General features: G+C 59.5%; 15 protein-coding genes. 10 read left to right on the top strand and 5 right to left on the bottom strand.

The window, feature by feature from the left end:
* Positions 1–108 precede the first annotated feature (108 nt).
* Both L3J03_06015 and L3J03_06010 read left to right on the top strand, forming a co-directional pair.
* The gene (locus tag L3J03_06015) at positions 109–1,707 is read left to right on the top strand and encodes a BamA/TamA family outer membrane protein (GenBank protein MCF6290531.1); all 1,599 of its coding nucleotides are present in this window, start codon (positions 109–111) and stop codon (positions 1,705–1,707) included.
* Positions 1,708–1,920: 213 nt separating this feature from the next.
* Positions 1,921–2,655 carry a FecR family protein gene (locus L3J03_06010; GenBank protein MCF6290530.1) on the top strand — a complete coding sequence of 245 codons (735 nt, stop codon included), beginning with the start codon at positions 1,921–1,923 and terminating at the stop codon, positions 2,653–2,655.
* A gap of 2 nt (positions 2,656–2,657) precedes the next feature.
* Here the strand turns inward: L3J03_06010 and L3J03_06005 are convergent, their stop codons facing one another.
* The 5 genes from L3J03_06005 to L3J03_05985 form a co-directional block, all read right to left on the bottom strand.
* The gene (locus L3J03_06005) at positions 2,658–3,698 is read right to left on the bottom strand and encodes an RtcB family protein (GenBank protein MCF6290529.1); all 1,041 of its coding nucleotides are present in this window, start codon (positions 3,696–3,698) and stop codon (positions 2,658–2,660) included.
* Between the two features lie 332 nt (positions 3,699–4,030).
* Positions 4,031–4,603: a Smr/MutS family protein gene (locus L3J03_06000; GenBank protein MCF6290528.1), complete on the bottom strand. Its 573-nt coding sequence runs from the start codon at positions 4,601–4,603 to the stop codon at positions 4,031–4,033.
* A gap of 45 nt (positions 4,604–4,648) precedes the next feature.
* Positions 4,649–6,466: an ABC transporter ATP-binding protein/permease gene (locus tag L3J03_05995; protein ID MCF6290527.1), complete on the bottom strand. Its 1,818-nt coding sequence runs from the start codon at positions 6,464–6,466 to the stop codon at positions 4,649–4,651.
* Positions 6,466–8,250, bottom strand: a complete 1,785-nt coding sequence (locus tag L3J03_05990) for an ABC transporter ATP-binding protein/permease (GenBank protein ID MCF6290526.1) — start codon at positions 8,248–8,250, stop codon at positions 6,466–6,468. Before L3J03_05990 ends, L3J03_05995 begins: the two co-directional genes overlap by 1 nt.
* A 25-nt stretch (positions 8,251–8,275) precedes the next feature.
* Positions 8,276–9,271 (bottom strand): acetylserotonin O-methyltransferase, encoded by a 996-nt coding sequence (locus L3J03_05985; protein MCF6290525.1) that lies wholly within the window; start codon positions 9,269–9,271, stop codon positions 8,276–8,278.
* A gap of 370 nt (positions 9,272–9,641) precedes the next feature.
* On the opposite strand from L3J03_05985, the gene L3J03_05980 reads away from it, so the two are divergent.
* From L3J03_05980 to L3J03_05945, 8 genes are all read left to right on the top strand, one after another.
* Positions 9,642–10,784 carry a glutamate synthase gene (locus L3J03_05980; protein MCF6290524.1) on the top strand — a complete coding sequence of 381 codons (1,143 nt, stop codon included), beginning with the start codon at positions 9,642–9,644 and terminating at the stop codon, positions 10,782–10,784.
* Positions 10,742–12,379, top strand: a complete 1,638-nt coding sequence (locus tag L3J03_05975) for a glutamate synthase-related protein (protein MCF6290523.1) — start codon at positions 10,742–10,744, stop codon at positions 12,377–12,379. Before L3J03_05980 ends, L3J03_05975 begins: the two co-directional genes overlap by 43 nt.
* 36 nt (positions 12,380–12,415) lie before the next feature.
* The gene (locus tag L3J03_05970) at positions 12,416–14,788 is read left to right on the top strand and encodes an FAD-dependent oxidoreductase (protein MCF6290522.1); all 2,373 of its coding nucleotides are present in this window, start codon (positions 12,416–12,418) and stop codon (positions 14,786–14,788) included.
* A 224-nt stretch (positions 14,789–15,012) separates the two neighbouring features.
* Entirely contained in the window at positions 15,013–15,210 is a 198-nt protein-coding gene (locus tag L3J03_05965) for a hypothetical protein (GenBank protein ID MCF6290521.1), read from the top strand.
* A 209-nt stretch (positions 15,211–15,419) separates the two neighbouring features.
* A complete protein-coding gene (locus L3J03_05960; protein ID MCF6290520.1) occupies positions 15,420–16,445 on the top strand; it encodes a virulence RhuM family protein in 1,026 nt (341 codons plus the stop codon).
* Entirely contained in the window at positions 16,442–16,735 is a 294-nt protein-coding gene (locus L3J03_05955; GenBank protein MCF6290519.1) for a hypothetical protein, read from the top strand. Before L3J03_05960 ends, L3J03_05955 begins: the two co-directional genes overlap by 4 nt.
* Before the next feature lie 553 nt (positions 16,736–17,288).
* Complete coding sequence (locus L3J03_05950) at positions 17,289–17,582, top strand: addiction module protein (GenBank protein ID MCF6290518.1); 294 nt, start codon at positions 17,289–17,291, stop codon at positions 17,580–17,582.
* A gap of 636 nt (positions 17,583–18,218) precedes the next feature.
* Positions 18,219–18,488, top strand: coding sequence for a nucleotidyltransferase domain-containing protein (locus tag L3J03_05945; GenBank protein MCF6290517.1), 270 nt, complete (start codon positions 18,219–18,221; stop codon positions 18,486–18,488).
* The last annotated feature ends 161 nt before the right edge of the window (positions 18,489–18,649 follow it).

Here is an 18,649-nt window from a genome sequence, read left to right as displayed (position 1 = left end):
AGGATGTTTTTGTAAACCGTCCGGCATGATATCTGGATTTGGATCGTATTATCTGGTAAGGATTAACCATGCTGTTCTGGCCTTTACCGCATGATAAGGGGGAGACTCATGTTATTTTTACGTTTCCAGCGCATACTGCTATGCAGCGCGATACCTCTGCTTGTCGCCACCGGCGTTCTTGCCGCTCAGGCGCCCTTGACCTCTTCACCGCTTTTTACCGTGACCAACTTCCGGGTGGAGGGAAACACCCTGCTGCCGGCCGGCCGGGTCGATGAGTTGCTGGCACCGTTCACCGGCGAGAAAAGGGATTTCGACACCGTGCAACAGGCGGTAGACCGCCTGCGGCAGGCCTACCATAAACGCGGTTTCAAGACCGTGGCGGTGATCCTGCCCGAGCAGGAACTATCCGGCGGCACGGTCCGGATCACGGTGATCGAACCGGCCATCAGGACCATAACCGTTGTCGGCAACCTTTTCTTTGACTCGGACAACATCCGCCGCAGCCTGCCGGCACTGCGCAAAGACGAGCCACCCAACCTGGATGCGATCTCGGCCAGCCTGCAGGTGGCCAACACCAATCCGGCCAAGAAAGTTTCCCTGACCCTGCGCGGCGGCTCCGCAGCGGACGAACTTGACGCCACCCTGAAGGTGATCGACGACAAGCCCAGGCAGGTCAGCTTCAGCCTCGACGACACCGGGACATCCGACACCGGCGAGCTGCGGGCCGGGGTTCTCTTCAGCCATGCCAACCTGTTCAACCGCGACCACCTGCTGACCCTGCAGTACAAAACATCGCCGACCGCACCGGCAAAGGTCGGCATCTACGCCGTCGGCTACCGGGTACCGCTCTACCGGGCCGGGGCCGCCCTTGACCTGTACGGCGCCTATGCGGACATCGATTCCGGCACGGTCACCGCCGGCACGGTCAACCTGGACATGGCCGGCAAGGGCACGGTGCTCGGCGCCCGCTACAACCAGAACCTGGCCCGCCGGGGGAACTACCGGCACCATCTCAGCTACGGGCTCGAACACCGGGCCTATGAAAACGACATCAGTTTCGCCGGCACACCGCTGGGCAACGATATCACCATTCACCCGCTCAGCCTCACCTACTCGGGTTCCTGGGACGACCAGGCCACCGGGGCCGGTTTTTACCTGGAACTGGTCCGCAACCTGCCCGGCTGGTCCAGGGGCGGCAGCGTGGATTTCAATAACATACGCCGGAACGCCCCGGCCGGATACACCCTGGTCCGCTTCGGCGGACACATGACCAGGTCCTTTTCAGCCGACTGGCAGGTGAACCTCCGGCTGAACGGCCAGTTCACCAATGATCCGCTGGTGCCCGGAGAGTTGTTCGGACTGGGGGGGCGCGGCTCGGTGCGCGGCTTTGATGAACGGGAACTGGCCGATGACCGGGGATATTTCGCTTCGGTCGAGATGCAGACCCCGGACATGGGCCCACGGCTCGGTATCTCCAGAGGACAGCTGCGGGGTCTGGTCTTCTACGACTCCGGTCTCCTGGACCGGGTGGATCCCCTGCCCGGAGAAACAGACAGGGCCACCATCGGCAGCATCGGGGCCGGCCTGCGTTACGGTATCAACAAAAAACTGACCGCTGAGGTTTACTACGGCTATGTGGTGGACGGCGGCGGCCGGTCCGATGTTCATGACGGCCGGGGACACTTCAGTCTGCGGTATTTTTACTAACCAGCATGGCTGGACCAAACTTTATGGCCGCAGCCACAACCAGCAATGAAAATCTCCCCGGACACCGGGCTTTGTCCGGCACGACTTTCATATAAACCAGCATGGCTGGACCATGATTTTTGGGCCGCAGCCACAACCAGCAATGAAAATATCTCCGGACACCGGGCTTTGTCCGGAACGACTTTCATATAAACCCTGTACTAGGAGGGTTCCATGATGGTGATAAAAAACCGACTCGCCGTTACCATAATCACCCTGCTCGTCCTGCTGCTGGCAGGATCGATTGTGAACTCCACCGCCTTTGCCGCAGAGGTGGCGGGCAGGGTGGCCAACCTGAGCGGACTGCTCTTTGGCCAGAAAGCGAACGGGATCGTAAAGACCCTGGAGCTGAACTCCGACGTGGAGGTCGGCGATATCCTGGTAACGGAAAAACGGACCTATGCCCGGATCAAATTCATCGACAACAGCGAGGTCATTCTGCGGCCCAACACCAGGTTCACGGTCGAGGCCATGATCTTTGACCAGGAGCGGCCCGGGGCTGACAAGGCCGTCTTCAACCTGGTAAAGGGCGGCTTGCGGGCCATCACCGGCCAGATCGGCAAACGGGGCAACCCTGACAGCTACCGGATGAAGACCGTGGCCGCCACCATCGGCATCCGCGGTACCATTTACGAGGTCAGGATCTGCAACGGCAATTGCGGGCCGCTGCCGGACGGCGTCTATCTCCACGCCCTACAGGACGCCATCGTGGTCGCCAACCCGGCCGGGACCCTGACCGTCGGCCCGGGCCAATATACCTATGTCCGGGACAACACCACCGCGCCGGTACTCCTCCCCGAGCCCCCGGGGATTGACTTCTCTCTCCCGGGATGGGTTACCGAATCAAGCGACACGCCAATAATATGGACCGGTAACGGCGAGGCCTGCCTCGGCTGCGAGGTACGCTGAAACTACCCCTTGACCACCGCCAGGGGCTTGAGTTTGATCTCCACGGTCACCAGGTCGGCCTGGTTGGCCATCACCTCGGCGATATCCTTATAGGCCCCGGCGGCCTCGTCCAGGTCCCTTTTGCCGCGCAGGGCGTGGATCACCCCCATTTTGTCCAGCCTGCTCTTCTCTTTTTCCAGGTTCAGTTCGCGCTGGGCCTGTTTGCGGCCCATCTTGCGGCCGGCGCCGTGGGAGCATGACTCAAAGCTCTCGGGATTGCCCCTGCCCCGGACAATATAGCTGGTGGTGCCCTGGGAGCCGGGCACGATCCCGGTCTGGCCGGCCCGGGCCTGGGTGGCGCCCTTGCGATGCACCACCACCTCCACCCCGAAATGTTTCTCTATTGCCGCATAGTTGTGGGCGATATTGATCACCTCGCCGAATGCCACCGCCTTGCCCACCGCATACATCACCGCCTCCTGGAATCGCTCCATCATCAACAGCCGGTTGGCCAGGGCGAAGTCAACGCAATATCGCATCTCCTGCAGGTAGACCTGCCCCTGCCTGGAGTCCAGGGGCAGGTAAGCCAACTGCCAGTCGGGCGGCACCGGGCTCTTCCACTTCCTGTTCAGCTCCCCGGCCAGCCGGTTGTAGTGGCGGGCCACCTTAAAGCCGATATTACGGCTGCCGGAATGGATCATCAGCCAGACATGGCCGTCGCTGCCCTGCTGGACCTCGATGAAGTGGTTGCCCCCGCCCAGGGTGCCCACCTGTTTCAAGGCGCTTGCATACTCCGCCTCGACAACAGGCATGGGCTCGCCCGGGTAGTCCGGCATCCAGCGCTCGTTCTGTTTCTTCTTATGATGGGCGAATCCCAGCGGAATCCGGGCCCGGATTCCGGCCATGATCCGAAGCAGGGTCTCCCGGTCGATCCCGGTGAGCGAGGTCCGTACCGCGCACATCCCGCAGCCGATATCCACGCCCACTGCATTGGGGATCACCACCTCCTGGGTAGCCATCACCCCGCCGATGGGCATGCCGTAGCCCAGGTGGGCATCGGCCATGATGGCGATATGGTGGAAGCCGAAGGGCAGGTTGGCCAGGTTGCGCGCCTGGGCCAGAGCCCCGGCCTCCATCTCGGGCAGCCAGAGCTTGATCGGAATCCGTTCGGTTTCGATTATCTGTTTCACGGTTCAGGGGTCAGGGGTCAGGGGTCAGGGGTCAGGGGTCAGGGAAAGATTATATTTAAAAAACCATCCATGTGCATCCGTGTTTATCCCTGTAATGTAAAAATATTTCCTTTATATGAAAGTCGTATCGGACAAAGACCGGTGTCCGTGGATATTTTCATTGTTCGTTGTGGCTGCGGCCTAAGAGTTTGGTCCAGCCATGCTGGTTAGTCGGTAAGATAGACCAATAACGCGCCGCCCTTCTTTTCAGGGCGCATCCCTGCAACCAGGCCGCGCTCCTTCAGCTCCCGCACCTTGGCGGCCACAATACCGGGCAGCACCGCGGTCCGGCCCGGGGAATGGCGCCCCTTGCCGGTGATGATCCGCAGGGTGCGGAGGCAACGGCGCCGGGCAGCGATGATAAAGGACTCGACACGCATCTCCGCCTGGTCGCCGGTAAAGCCGTGGAGATCAAGATTCTCCTGGGGCGGCGGGTAGTGTTCCAACGACACCCCGGGTTGCGTATCCCGCTCCTGTTTCTCCCGGGCGAGTTCGGAAAACTCTTCCTCCTTCAGAGTATCCTCCACCGCCTCGATGAAATGCACCGGCTTCTCGTCCGGCACGGCAAACAGGGAGGCGAAATCCTCTTCAGCCTGATCGGTTGCCTTCGGCTCGACCCGAGGTTTCGGCTTTGACGGAGACGCAATTTTTTTCTTCTTTTTTTTGACCGGCTTGGCAGGCAGCGCGCCTTCGGTGACCCGGGCCATGCCGCCGAACAGTTTTTTCAGATCATTCTTCATCCTGCCCCTGCCCCTGCCGCGGTAACCGTTCAAACGTTCAAGCACTCAAACGGTTTGAACGATTTTTTTAAAGTGATTGTTGTTCCGCAGATCCTGCAAGCGGCGATAGAGCCCATGGGCCGCCATCAGCTGCTGGTGGCTGCCCTGCTCAACGATCCGTCCCTGGTCCATGACCAGAATCCGGTCGGCCCGCCGCACCGTGGACAGCCGGTGGGCGATGATGATGCAGGTCCGGCCGGCCATGGCCTGTTCCAGGGCCCGCTCGACCAGGATCTCGGTCTCGGTATCCACGTTGGAGGTGGCCTCGTCCAGCACCAGGATCCGCGGGTCCCGGGCCAGGACCCGGGCCAGGGCCAGCAACTGCCGCTGGCCGGCCGAGAGTTCAAGCCCGCCCTCGCCGATCCGGGTGGCAAGCCCCTGGGGCAGTTGGGCAACCACCCCGGTCAACCGGGCCTGCTCCACCACCCGGTTCAATGATTCCGGCCCGATCTCCCGGCCCAGCAGGATATTCTCCTTAACCGTATCCGGGATTAAAAAGACATCCTGCATCACCAGGCCGATCCGCTCCCGGAGCCAGAGCGGATCAAGCCGGCGCAGGTCGATACCGTCAAGCCGGATCTCGCCCTGGTCCGGGTCGTAGAACCGTTCGAGCAGGTTGATCAGGGTACTCTTTCCCGCACCGGTGGCCCCGATCACCGCCAGGGTCTCGCCGGGCCGGACCAGCAGGGAAAAATCATCAAGCACCGGCCGCCCGGGATCATAGCCGAAACATACCCGGTCGAACTCCACTGCCCCCTGGACCTGTTCCGGCCGCAGGGGCGCGGCCGGTATTGCCAGGCCGGGCTCGGTATCCTGCAGTTGAAAGATCCGCTCCGCCGAGGCCATGGCCGACTGGACAATGGAATATTTCTGCGAGAGTTCCCGCAGGGGTTGAAAAAAGAGACGCATGTAAAAGAGGAAGGCCACCAGTACCCCAAGGCTCATCCGGCCCCGGATGATCTCGTTGCCGCCGTACCAGATCACCATGCCGATGGCCACGGTGGACAGCATCTCGATCAGGGGCATGAATATCCCGAAGATGGTGATCTGGTGCAGGGAGTGACGGTAATATTCCCGGTTCAGCTCGCGGAAACGGGCCCCGGCATCCCGCTCCCGCAGGAAAAGCTGGATGATCGCAAGACCGCTGACGCTCTCCTGGAGATAGGAGTTGAGCCGGGCCAGGCTGGTGCGGATCGCCCGGAACGCCTTGCGGGCCAGACGGCTGAACCAGAAAATATTGCCGAAGATGACCGGCAGCAGCAGACAGATGAGCAGGGCCAGCCGCCAGTTCATCCAGAACAGCACCCCCAGGATGGCGACCAGCCGGCTCAGGTCATTGAACAGGGTGACGATCACCGAGGTGAACATCTCGTGCATGTTCTGGATATCGTTGGTCAGCCGGGTCACCAGCCGGCCCACCGGGTTGTTCTGGAAAAAGGGCAGATCAAGGGTGAGCAGGTGGCTGAACAGGTCCTGGCGCAGCCGGTGCATGATGTTCTGGCCGGTCCACTCCAGCAGGGTCACCTGGAGAAAGTTGGCGACAAAGTTGAGGATGACCAGGCCGAGAAAGGGCAGCGCCACCCGGGCAAGCCCTGCGAAACGCGCCTCAAGGGCCAGATCCCGGTTGACGATATAGCGGTCGATACCGACCCCGACCAGGTAGGGCAGGGCCAGGCCGGAACCGGTGATCAGCAGGGAAAGGACCACTGCCGCGGCCACCCCCGGCCAGAAGGGCCGGACATACCCGGCGATCCTTTGCCAGAGCCCGAGATCGCTCAACGGGACAAGCCTGTCATCCTCGGAATAGCCGAAATCGTGGTGCATCACCCCTCCCCGGTTGTTCCGGCCTGTTGATGATGGAAGATGGCGGCATAATAGGGGCTTTCAACAAGCAACCGCCCATGGGCGCCCTGGGCCACGATCCGCCCCTGCTCCATGACCAGGATGGTGTCGGCGTCGATCAGGGGCGCGACCCGGTGCGAGACGATCAGGCAGGTGCGGCCCTTGAGATAGGCGCCGATGGAGCGGATAATGGTCTGCTCGGTCTCCATATCCACGGCCGACAGGCCGTCGTCCAGAATAAACAGCGGCCGGTCCAGGAGCAGGGCCCGGGCCAGGGCGATCCGCTGACGCTGACCGCCGGAGAGCTTGACTCCCCGCTCACCGATCCTGGTCGCATAGCCCTTTTCCATGGCCATGATCTCATCGTGGATCACCGCGGCCCGGGCCGCATCCTCGATCTCCTCCCGGCCGGCCTCGGCACAGCCCATGGCGATATTGGCGGCCACGGTGTCGGAGAACAGGACCATGTTCTGGGGCACATAGGCGATGCTGGAACGGACCGCGGCCAGGGACAGATCGTTGACATCGATTCCGTCGTAGAACAGTACGCCCCTGGGCAGGGCATAGACCCGGGCCAGGAGTTGACAGAGGGTGGTCTTGCCGCAACCGGTGCGGCCCACCAGGCCCCAGATACCAGGGGTGAGGTCAAGGGAGACCCCGGCCAGGGCCGGCGCGGTCCGGCCCGCATAGGTAAAGTGCAGGTCAGATACGGTTACCCGGCCCTTGAGCCGTTTGATTCCGGTCCGGACCCGGCCGGAGTCAACAAGTGCCGGCCGCTCATCGAGCAGTTCCCGGATCCGGGCCAACGAGGTGACGCCGCGCTGGAACAGGTTGGCCACCCAGCCCAATGCCATCATCGGCCAGGTGAGCATGGCCAGATAGGTCATGAAGGCCACGAAGTCACCGGCCGTGATCCGTTCCTGGATGGTGAACCGGCCGCCGAAATAGAGGATCAGCAGGAGCGAGAGATTTCCGACCAGCCCGGCCACCGGGAACAGGGTGCCCTGGACCATGGCCAGCCGCAGATTGTCCCGGATATAGGTCCGCCCCAGCCGGTCGAACCGGGCGGTCTGCAACCGTTCCTGGGTATAGGCCTTGAGCAGCCGTATTGAGGCAAGGGTGGTACGGACGAATTCGGTGATATGCGAGAACTGCTCCTGCACCTTCTGGAACCGGTGATGGAGCCGGGCCGAGAGCAGCCGGGTAAGCAGGGCCAGCACCGGCATCGGCGCCACCGCGGCCAGGGTGAGCAGCGGCTGGATATAGAGCATGAAGCCCAGGGCGGCGACACTCATCACCACCGCATCGACAAAGGCCACCAGCCCCATGCCGCAGGCGAGCTGGACCGCGGCCAGATCGTTGGATGACAGGGCCATGATCTCGCCGGTGCTCCTGCGCTGGAAAAAACCGCGATCCAGGGTCAGCAGATGGGCAAAGAACCGCTCGCGGATATCCCGTTCCACCAGCCGGGAAAAACCGAGCAGACAGTAACGCCAGCCGAACCGGAATAAAGCGATCCCCAGGGCAAGCAGGACAATCACCAGGCCGTATTGCAGGAGCCCGCTTTGAGTGGCGGTCCCGGCCTGGAGGCCGTCCACTGCCCGCTTGATCACCCGGGGGATGGAGAGCTGGAGAAAATCCACTGCCAGCAGGGCGACAAAGCCCAGGATCAGCCGGCGCCGGTAGGTATAAAAAAAGGGGCGCAACTGGCGGAAGCCCGCCCGGACCGATGCCCGGGCCTCTGGACTGACAGGGGACTGTTTCACAATGAAAAAACCTTGGTCGGCACGGTTACGCCACCGTGCCGCTGAGGATTCCGGAATCATTGCCCCCGCGGAAGGGCAACCGCTCGACCTGGCCCACCCCGGCCCGGGCCAGCATCGCCCGCACCTCACCCTCGCCATAGGACCGGCCCGAGGGGTTGTTGATGAGCATGTTCAGGGAAAACAGGGCCGGGAACAACGGCGCGGCCATGGTGTCGTCAAGGAAGAAATCATGCACCAGCACCAGCCCGCCGGGTTCCATGGCGGCCACGGTCTTCCGCAACAGCCGCTCACAGGCCTCCGGGCCGTTGGAGTGCAGGATGTGGGAGAGCCAGGCCACATCGTAGCAACCGGGAATCGGATCGATATTAAAATCACCGCCCACGAAATCGATCCGGTCGGAGAGCCCGAACCGGGCCACGGTCCGGCGGGCAAAGGGCTCGGTTGTGGTCCGGTCAAAGATGGTGGCGCAAAGATCCGGGTTGGCCCGGCAGAAATGAATGGCATAGGTCCCCGGTCCGCCGCCCAGATCAAGGAGATGCCTGCGGCCGGCAAGGTCGACCCGGCGGGCCACTTCCGGGGCCATCTCCATGGCCAGGTTGAACATGCCGAGGAGAAAACTCTGCCGTTCCCGTTCCTCGCCGTAGGACCGTTTCTCCACCGGCCGCCCCTTTTTCACGGCCTGGTCGAGCTGGGCCCAGCCGTCAACCAGATGATGGTGGTGGAGAATGATGTGACCGACATAACGGTCGGAGGAGCGATCCAGCCGGGTCCGGCTGAACCCGGTGTTGCGGAAAAGATCCCCCTCCTTGTCCAGCAGCCCCAGGGCGACAAGCGCATTCAACAGCACGGTCACCCCGCGCCGGTCGACTCCCAGTTGCCGGCACACCTGGTCCGCGTTCATCTCTTCGGTACCAAGCATGGTAAAAACGCCCAGTTCGACCCCGGCATGTATTGTACACGAACGCCAATAGGCGCTGGAAGTTCCCAACAGTTTGCCGGTGGTCCATTCGTCCTTTGCCATTTGCCTCCTCCCGTGTCCCGGTGTCGTCAACCTCATCGCATCCGAGTCATGACTGATCTCTCATTAACCTCCGTCCCTGTCAAGAAAAATATACCGGCCAGGGCAAATCCGCATGGTTTTCCGCCGCACGCCGCCAAAAAGGACCAGCCGGGCGGCCCAGGGCCTCTTCCACTGTTTTTTCCCGGCTTCGAACAATCTCCCTTGTTCCAATTCCAGCGGTTTCCCGCTTGATTAATTTCTCCATCTATAATAAAGTTTCTGGCCTCGCTCTGTTCCGTTTGTTTAGCCTAATAAAATTACCCGCGAACCAGGCGTACTCCTGTACGTTACGAACAATCTACACCTTGAAGAAACAAGTGGGGAGAAAATCATGTGCCGATTAGCCCTGAAAACCGCCAGCAAACCTTTTTCGCCCTATTCCGTGCTCACCGCCATGGAGGCGATGCAGGAGGGATATGACGGCAGCGGGCTCGGTCTGTTGCTGCGGGGGCTGAAATTTTCCGACTTCACCTACAAATCCCAGGATCCGATCCTTTCCGGAATCGCCCATACCGAGGCGGCCCTGCACCGGGTGGACGCCTTTATGCGCGACAAGGGGTTCCAACTGAAGTATGACCACGAATTCAACGTTGATTTCAGCCGGATCGAGGCCCGGGACCGCCACAAGTACTTTCTCCGGGTCTACAAGGTTCCCGCGTCCTGGAAAGACCTGGGACAAGAACAGACCGAAGCTGAACTGATGCACGGCCGGCTGGCCCTGCGCCACGACGGGGAAAGCAACGGCGGCGATCTGACCGTCTTCTCCTTCTGGCCCGACGTGGCCATGATCAAGGAGGTGGGCTGGCCCCTGGGGGTGGGCGAGGCCCTGGGGCTGAACGATGATCGGCTCACCGCCCGGGTGGTCATGGCCCAGGGAAGGCAGAACACCAACTGGGGGATCAATCTCTACGCCTGCCACCCCTTCTTCATCCAGGGGATAGCCACCATGACCAATGGTGAGAACACCGCCTTCATCCCGATCAAGGACTGGTTGACCGGCCGCCACTTTCCCGGCTATATCGGCTATCAGAGCGACTCCGAGGTGTTTACCCATATCCTCCACTACACCTTGAAGCAGCTCAATCTGCCCCTTGAGGCCTACAAGCATATCATCACCCCGCTGAAGACCGAGGAACTGGTCCGCCATCCCCAGGGCGAGTTCCTGCGCGGGCTGCGCGATGTCTGCCGGCGGCTGATCATCGACGGCCCCAACTGCGTGATCGGCACCCTGCCGGACGAGACCTGCCTGATGGTCCAGGACCATAAGAAACTGCGGCCCGGCATGGTCGGCGGCAAACCGGGCGAATGGGCCATGGCCTCGGAGATGTGCGGGATCGACGCCATGATCCCGGACCGGGACCGGTCCCTTGATTTTCAACCCATGCGTGAACATTCAGTCATTATACCTCCAGACCGAAAGGAGCTTACGATATGGTCTCAATTCAGTCCATTGCCTCTACACCAGGCAGCCTGACCCATATAGACCTGCAGTGGATCATCAACCACCGCGAGGACAGATGCACCCTGTGCGGCAAATGCACGTCCGTCTGTCCCAAGAGCGCCATCTATCTGACCTACAGAAGGCAACGGCTGCCCAAGCTCGATATTCTCAAGAAAAAACGGGGCAGCGAGTACCGGGTCTTCACCGGCATCCGGCAGCGGACCGGGCCGGCCAATCGCTGCATCGGCTGCGGCATGTGCGCCTCGGTCTGTCCCAACGAGGCCATCGCCCCGGCCCCCAATGCCAATGACCCGCGGGTGCGGCTGCTGCACAACGAAAAGGGCGAGGCCTGGAAACGGGGCGGCCGCCGCAATGTCCGGGAGTCGCTCCTTGACCGGCTGATGTTCAACCGGATCTCAATGCTCACCGATCCGGCCCTGGACGCCGGCCGCCATGAATTCTCGTTGAACACCCTGCTGGGCCGGGTGCTGCCGCCGGAGGAATATATCAGGAGGCAGGCGACCGGGGAATGGATTCCGCCGGTGCGGGAGATCTTTCCCTTTGTGATCGGTTCGATGTCCTTTGGCGCCCTGTCCCCCAATATGTGGCTGGGCCTCTTGCAGGGCGTGGCATACTGCAACGAAGTTTTAAAGATCCCGGTGGTGATGGCCACCGGCGAGGGCGGCTGCCCGCCCTGGGTGCTGAAGAGCCCCTTTCTCAAGTACATCATCCTGCAGATCGCCTCGGGCTATTTCGGCTGGGACGAGATCATCCGGGCCATCCCGGAGATGCAGTGCGATCCGGCCGCCATTGAGATCAAGTACGGCCAGGGCGCCAAGCCCGGCGACGGCGGCCTGTTGATGTGGTTCAAGGTGAGCAAGCTGATCGCCCGGCTGCGCGGGGTGCCCGAAGGGGTGGACCTGCCCTCGCCGCCGGTGCACCAGACCCTCTACTCCATCGAGGAATCAGTGATGAAGATGATCCAGACCATGTCCATGGCCTGGAACTTCAAGGTGCCGGTCTATCCCAAGATCTCCGCCTCGACCTCGGCCAAGTCGGTGTTGAACAACCTGGTCCGCAACCCCTATGCCGCGGCCCTGCTGATCGACGGGGTGGACGGCGGCACCGGCGCGGCCTACAATGTCAGCATGGACGCCACCGGCCATCCCATCGCCTCCAACCTGCGGGAGTGCTATCTCGACCTGGTGGCCCAGGGCAAGCAGAACGAGATCCCGCTCTTTGCCGCCGGCGGGGTGGGCAAGAACGGCAACGTCACCCAGAACGGCCTCGGCCTGATCATGCTGGGCGCCTCGGGGGTGCATATCGGCAAGTATATCATGCAATCGGCTGCCGGCTGTCTGGGCAGCGAGCGCAATCGCTGCAACGTGTGCAATGTCGGGATCTGCCCCAAGGGGATCACCAGCCAGAACCCGAAACTCTACCGCCGCCTGGACCCGGACCAGGTGGCCCAGCGGGTGGCTGACACCTTCATGGCGATCAGGACCGAAATGAAAAAGATCATGGCGCCTCTGGGCCGGTCCCAGAGCCTGCCCATCGGCATGTCCGACGCCATCGGCATCGACGATGCCGACGCGGCCGAACGGCTGAAGATCAGATATGTCTGTTAACCCAGACCCCACAGACTTTTCCCAAGGTGTATATCAGTGAGTGCGAGCAGAAAAACAGCCAAAAAAAAGACCAGGGCTCCGAAAGCAATAACGGTAAAGGGGCTTGACAAAAACGGTCGCCGTCTGAGTTCCAAGGAGTTTGAGGAAGAGGTGCAGGGCGCGGCCCGGGCCTCGGGCAATCTCATTCTGGAGACCTGCGGCCAGCACAATGTCGGCGGCCGGTTGATGCCCGAGGGCGGTCCTTATAACCTTCGGATAAAGGGCCCGGCCGGCCAGAGGCTGGGCTGCATGGGCCAGCCCGGCACCACCATCATCTGCGAGGGGCCGGCCTCGGACGACGTGGGCTACCTCAATATCGGCGCCCGGATTACCGTACTGGGCGATGCCACCAACGGCGTCTGCAACGCCATGGCCGACGGCAAGGTGATGATCAGGGGCTCCATCGGCGCCCGCGGCCTGACCATGACCAAGTGGAACCCGGAATATGCCCGGCCCGAACTCTGGGTGCTGGGTTCGGTGGGCGACACCTTTGCCGAGTTCAACTGCGGCGGGCTCGGCGTGGTCTGCGGCATCGACCCCAAGACCCCGGACAACGTGCTCGGCTATCGGCCCTGCGTCGGCATGGTCGGCGGCATAATCTACTTTCGCGGCAATACCGACAACAGCTACTCCACCACCAATGTCAAGAAAATCGAACCGGACGACGAGCAGTGGCAATGGCTGGTCGACCGGATGCCCGGCTATCTCGAGGCCATCGGCCGCAAGGAACTGCTGAAAAAACTGACCGTGCGCAAGGAATGGAAAATTCTCAAGGCCATCACCCCCCAGGAACGGGCCCTGATCTTTTCCGGTCCCATGCCCATGGACCAGTTCCGGGCCAAGATCTGGGACAAGGCGTTCGGCGGCGACCCCCTGCGCGACCTGGCCCCGGGCCTGGACCGCAGCCCGATCGGTTTGATCGAGACCGGTGACCTGCGGCGGCGGCAGCCCTTCTGGGCCAACCACCTGGCGGCCGCGCCCTGCACCTTCTACTGCCCGATCCATATCCCGACCATCGACCGGCTCCGGCTGATCCGGGAAGGCAAGACAGAGGAGGCCTACCAACTGGTGCTCAAGCACACCCCGCTGCCCGGCTCGGTCTGCGGGGCGATCTGCCCCCACCTCTGTATGCAGGGCTGCTCCCGCCAGATGGTGGACCAGAGCATCGACGTGGCCATGCTCGGCCGGGCGATCAAGGACGCCCCGGCGCCCGAGGCCAGACCGAGCATCGGCAAAAAGGTGGCCATTGTCGGCGGCGGACCGGCCGGGATGAACGCGGCCTGGCACCTTGCCCAGGCAGGGATAGAGGCCCATATCTTTGAAAAAGACGACAAGCTGGGCGGCAAGCTCGCCCAGGTCATCCCCTGGGACCGGCTGCCCAAGGCCACCTGGGACGCCGAGATCGACCGGTTCATGGCCATGCCCAACATCACGGTCAACTTCGGGGTCACCATGACCAAGAAAAAATTCGCTGAACTCAAAAAGAACTACGACTATGTCATCGTCGCGGTGGGCACCCACGAACCGCGCAAGATCCCCTTTCCAGGTCACGAGAAGGTGATCCCGGCCCTGGATTTCCTGAAAGCGGCCAAGACCGATAAACCGATCAAGGTGGGCAAGCAGGTGGTGATCATCGGCGCCGGCAACGTGGGCTGCGATGTGGCCTGCGACGCTTACGAACTGGGGGCCGAGCAGGTCACCCTGGTGGATATCCAGAAGCCGCTGGCCTTTGGCAAGGAAAAGGCAGCGGCCGAGGCCCTGGGCGCGACCTTCCGCTGGCCGGTCATGACCAAGGAGGTTACCGACCAGGGGCTGGTCACTTCGGACGGCGAGCTGATTCCGGCCCAGACGGTGATCATCTCCATCGGCGACATCCCGGCCCTGCAGTTCCTGCCCGACAGCGTGGAGGTGATCAACGTGGGCGGGGCCGGCTGGGTCAAGGCCGACGAGGCCGGTGTTACCACTGACCCGCAGGTCCTGGCCATCGGCGACGTGGAACGGCCGGGCCTGGCCACCAATGCCCTGGCCGGCGGTAAAAAGGCGGCCGGATTCATTGCCGCCACCCTCAAGGGCGAGGAATGGCACCCCTTTGCCAAGCGGGTGATCGATGTCGACAACCTGACCCTGCAGCATTACTGCCCCGAGCCCGCCGGCACCAGCCAGAAGGCCGAGGCGGACCGCTGTCTCTCCTGCGGCAACTGCCGGGACTGCCATCTCTGCGAAACCGTCTGCCCCACCCATGCCATCTCCAGGCGCGAGGTGCCCACTGACGAGGGGTATGAATATGTGTCCGACGGTGACAAGTGTATTGCCTGCGGTTTCTGCCGCGACACCTGCCCCTGCGGGATCTGGGTGATGCAGCCGTTCTAAACCGATCCCGGCCCAACACCACGGGCAGGACCACTATTCAGGAAAAATATTACCGGACGTCTTCCTGCCGGGATTCCTCTTCGGTTTGGGACAGTTGTTTCACGGACGGCGAGGAGGGGCCGTACCGATATTATAGTAATAAAGGACGTGTTTCAGCAGAAAACAGATATTCTTCTGAGTATCCTTCACAGGATAGATATATTCTGCGGCATGGAGATGTTCTGGTGCCCATTGAATGTAAGGCCGCAACCCGGATTAAAAAGACCCACCTGCAAGGCATCCTTTCTTGTCTCAGGATGTATGACCAGAAAAAAGGGATTGTGGTGAGTCCTTCTCCCTATGAGCGTATTCACCTGGATGGGGGATATGAAGTTGTCAATATTCCGCTGTATATGGCGGAAAGGATATGGGGCTTTGTGTAGACATGAAAATCAATCAGCCACGGCCAGCCGCAGGACAAGGGGACAACGTCCCTCCCCCCTCCGGCCAAACATAAGACGTAACATGGATTGATTTCCACGTCCTTTGCTGCCGAAAATAAAGAAGCGGGAAGAGTTTAGTCGCACCGGTGTCTATTTGCTTCTGAAAAAACCGCCCGATATCCTGACCCCGCACCGGAAGAGAATAAAACATGAAAGACAAAAAACTGCAGATCCGCAACAGCACGGCAGAGTTCTTGATTTTTACCGGACAGTCTGGCGAACAAAGTATCGAAGCCCGGTATGAGGATGAGACAATCTGGCTATCTCAAAAGCTGATGGCAACCTTGTTCAACGTGGATGTTCGCACAATCAATGAACACCTCAAGAATATTTTTGAGCAGGGCGAAGTGATTCCGGAGGCAACTATCCGGAAATTCCGGATAGTTCAACTTGAAGGAAATCGTGAAGTTTCTCGGAATGTCGATTTCTACAACCTGGACGCCATCATCTCGGTGGGCTACCGGGTCAATTCGGTTCGGGCGACCCAGTTTCGCCAATGGGCTACGCAGGTTTTGCGGGAATTTGCCATCAAGGGCTATGTCCTGGACAAAAAACGCATGGAAAACGGCTCATTCCTTGGCGAGGATTATTTCGAGCGCTTGCTGGAAGAGATCCGGGAGATTCGCCTTAGCGAGCGAAAATTTTATCAGAAAATTACCGACATCTACGCCACCAGCGTGGACTACAACAAAGATGCCCCGACCACCAAATCATTCTTTGCAAAGGTCCAAAACAAACTCCATTTTGCCATCCATGGCCATACCGCTGCCGAACTGATCGTACAACGGGCTGACAGCACGAAAGACCACATGGGCCTAAGCACCTGGGAAAAAGCGCCGGATGGGAAAATATTGAAAATGGATGTTGCCATCGCCAAAAACTACCTCACTAAGAAAGAACTCGAATCTTTGGGCCGTATCGTCAACGCCTACCTCGATCTGGCGGAAGAACGCGCACTCAGAAAAATTCCCATGACGATGGAGGACTGGGCCATACGATTGGATCAGTTTATCGAGTTCACCGAACGCGACCTGTTGACGGATAGTGGCAAGGTTTCCGCCAAGCTTGCTCAGACCCACGCGGAAAGTGAGTTTGAGAAATACCGCATTGTGCAGGATCGTCTTTTCGAGAGCGATTTCGACCAAATCATCAAACAGATTAAGGACAAGCAATGAACAAGAATGGCAGGGCTCTGGTGTTCCCCCGTCCTTTGCTGCCGGAAGTGAAGAAACGGGAATATTTTGGGCGTACCGGGGCCTATCTGCTTCAGCGACCGCGTGAGGATGGCGAAGGGAAATTGCTCTATATCAGCGATGAGCCAGATACTGCTGGTTCGTCAGAAAATCAGAAAGAGCCGAGCCCGCATTTCTCACAAGCTGTCTGCCAGCGGCAATCACTTGCTCCCAGGAGGCCTCCTGCTATCCGTCCAGTCGGAGCACCGATGTTAGCTCTCGATCTGGCTTAACAATATCCCTCCGGCAGGTATTTACTTTTTGTCCTTGGTCGATACATATCACCACCAGGTAACGTAACCACCCTGAACCCCGCACCAGACAAGAGTTTCCAGACAAACTACTAGTTTTGACCTGGTATAAAAACCACCATAAACCTGGTATTCTTAGTTCTTGCTATCTTGCTACTTTTGTGTGTTAAGTAACTGGTGCCTCAACCAGAAACGTAAGGATCTCGGCTCGATTACCCGGTTTCTCTGACACAGGTGCTGGAGTAACCCGTTTATGGGGTCTCAATCTCAGCGGACAATAAGGTCAGCCTGGTGGTATACTGAGGGCGGACACTATACAGAACAAGTTGTTTTAGAACCAACGTCCCCTCCGGCCTCGCCCAAGTTGTTTTAGAACCAGCGTCCCCTCCCCCGTCCCCCAACCTTGCTGCTTCACCGGACTGGCTGGGCCGAGCGGCTTTGTCCAACCGAGCAACGCAAATGCCATTTCTTTTAACCAAGGCGGTGCTGCCAACCGCCAGCCCGTGAACAGCCCGTTCGCAGCAAGAACCAATCATTGGAAAACCAGAAAAATCCTGCTATCTTCTATTATCGAACTAATTTCTCCTGGAGGTTTTGTATGTCTGCCGTATTAGAAAAATTAGAGCATGAGGCCCTCAGCCTCTCCCGACAAGAGCGCGCGTTTTTGGCCGACCGCCTGCTGAGTTCTCTTGACGGAGATGTGCTAACTGACGTGGATGTGGCATGGGTAGCAGAGGCTGAGCGCCGATATCAGGAATACAAGGAAGGTAAGCGTCAGGGCGTTGCGGCACAGGATGTATTTGCAGAAGCTGATCAGATGTTGAAATGACTTCTGTGATTTTTGATCCCGGTGCCCGTGCCGAATTTTTATCTTCCGTTCAGTACTATGAGGATTGCCAACCTAAACTGGGGCGTCGTTTTCGTCTTACAGTTGAGTCTGCCATACAGAAAATTACGGAGACTCCATTCCGTTACCGTGTACTACATGCTCCTTTCAGGCGGTATCTTTTGCCGAAGTTCCCATTTGCTATCATCTATTCCATTGAGCCGGACCACATCCGCATCGTTGCGGTTGCGCACACTAAACGTAAACCTGGATATTGGCTTGGCCGTGCCAAGTGAAGAAAATTCACTGGAATAAAATGGGCACAAGGCGAATCGGGTAAGGGGAGGCGTGGAGAGGCGGGGTTTTTCATCATGTGATAATCCGTGGAATCGAGCGTCGGAAGATATTCAGAACCAAAAGGGACCGGGAGGACTCGCTGGAACGTCTGGCAAGACTGATTCCTGAAACCGGGACAGCCTGTTACGGCTGGTCTTTTCTTTGCAATCACGCTCATTTTCTTTTCAGAACCGGTAATATTCCGCTGTCCAACCTGATGCGCAGGCTGTTGACCGAACAACCAGTTTTTACTTTCTTAAGGACGTCCCGGATGCCCCACCCAAGAAGGAACGAGATCGACTCTTGTCGCTTGCCAAGGAAGTATCTGGTTTGCTCAAGGATCGATTTGGAGTTCGACGCGTGGTCCTGTTCGGTTCCCTCGCTCATGTGTCATGGTTTACTCGCAGTTCAGACATAGACCTTGCGGTGGAAGGGTTAACAGGGGAAGACTACTGGGAAGCATGGAAATTGGCTGAAGGAATTTTTAGAGACCGCCGAGTTGATTTCGTGGAGATTGAGACGACGACAGAATCGGTAAAGCAAGCAATTAATCGCCATGGGATAGAGCTATGAACAAGCTCTATGAAGACTTGGCTGATCGAATCCCCCCTCTGTGTCAATGTAAGTGAGACACCTACCCCTCAATAAATTAGTGTAGGGCGGTAGGAGATTTCACGTCATGAAAAACGAAACAAAACTTCAAACTGAATCAAAATCCATGGTTGATAATACAC

It is taken from the genome of Desulfobacterales bacterium, from assembly GCA_021647905.1.
Classification (GTDB): domain Bacteria; phylum Desulfobacterota; class Desulfobulbia; order Desulfobulbales; family BM004; genus JAKITW01.
The sequence above is the reverse complement of the archived record's forward strand: the minus strand, read 5'-3'. Positions and strand labels throughout refer to the sequence as shown.

Excerpts from the sequence above, each read along its gene's own strand:
- L3J03_06010 (MCF6290530.1), top strand. The coding sequence starts at position 1,921 with ATGATGGTGATAAAAAACCGACTCGCCGTTACCATAATCACCCTGCTC.
- L3J03_05955 (MCF6290519.1), top strand. The coding sequence starts at position 16,442 with ATGAACAAGAATGGCAGGGCTCTGGTGTTCCCCCGTCCTTTGCTGCCG.
- L3J03_05960 (MCF6290520.1), top strand. The coding sequence starts at position 15,420 with ATGAAAGACAAAAAACTGCAGATCCGCAACAGCACGGCAGAGTTCTTG.
- L3J03_05975 (MCF6290523.1), top strand. The coding sequence starts at position 10,742 with ATGGTCTCAATTCAGTCCATTGCCTCTACACCAGGCAGCCTGACCCAT.
- L3J03_06005 (MCF6290529.1), bottom strand. The coding sequence starts at position 3,698 with ATGGCCGATGCCCACCTGGGCTACGGCATGCCCATCGGCGGGGTGATG.
- L3J03_05980 (MCF6290524.1), top strand. The coding sequence starts at position 9,642 with ATGTGCCGATTAGCCCTGAAAACCGCCAGCAAACCTTTTTCGCCCTAT.
- L3J03_06015 (MCF6290531.1), top strand. The coding sequence starts at position 109 with ATGTTATTTTTACGTTTCCAGCGCATACTGCTATGCAGCGCGATACCT.
- L3J03_05995 (MCF6290527.1), bottom strand. The coding sequence starts at position 6,466 with ATGCACCACGATTTCGGCTATTCCGAGGATGACAGGCTTGTCCCGTTG.
- L3J03_06000 (MCF6290528.1), bottom strand. The coding sequence starts at position 4,603 with ATGAAGAATGATCTGAAAAAACTGTTCGGCGGCATGGCCCGGGTCACC.
- L3J03_05985 (MCF6290525.1), bottom strand. The coding sequence starts at position 9,271 with ATGGCAAAGGACGAATGGACCACCGGCAAACTGTTGGGAACTTCCAGC.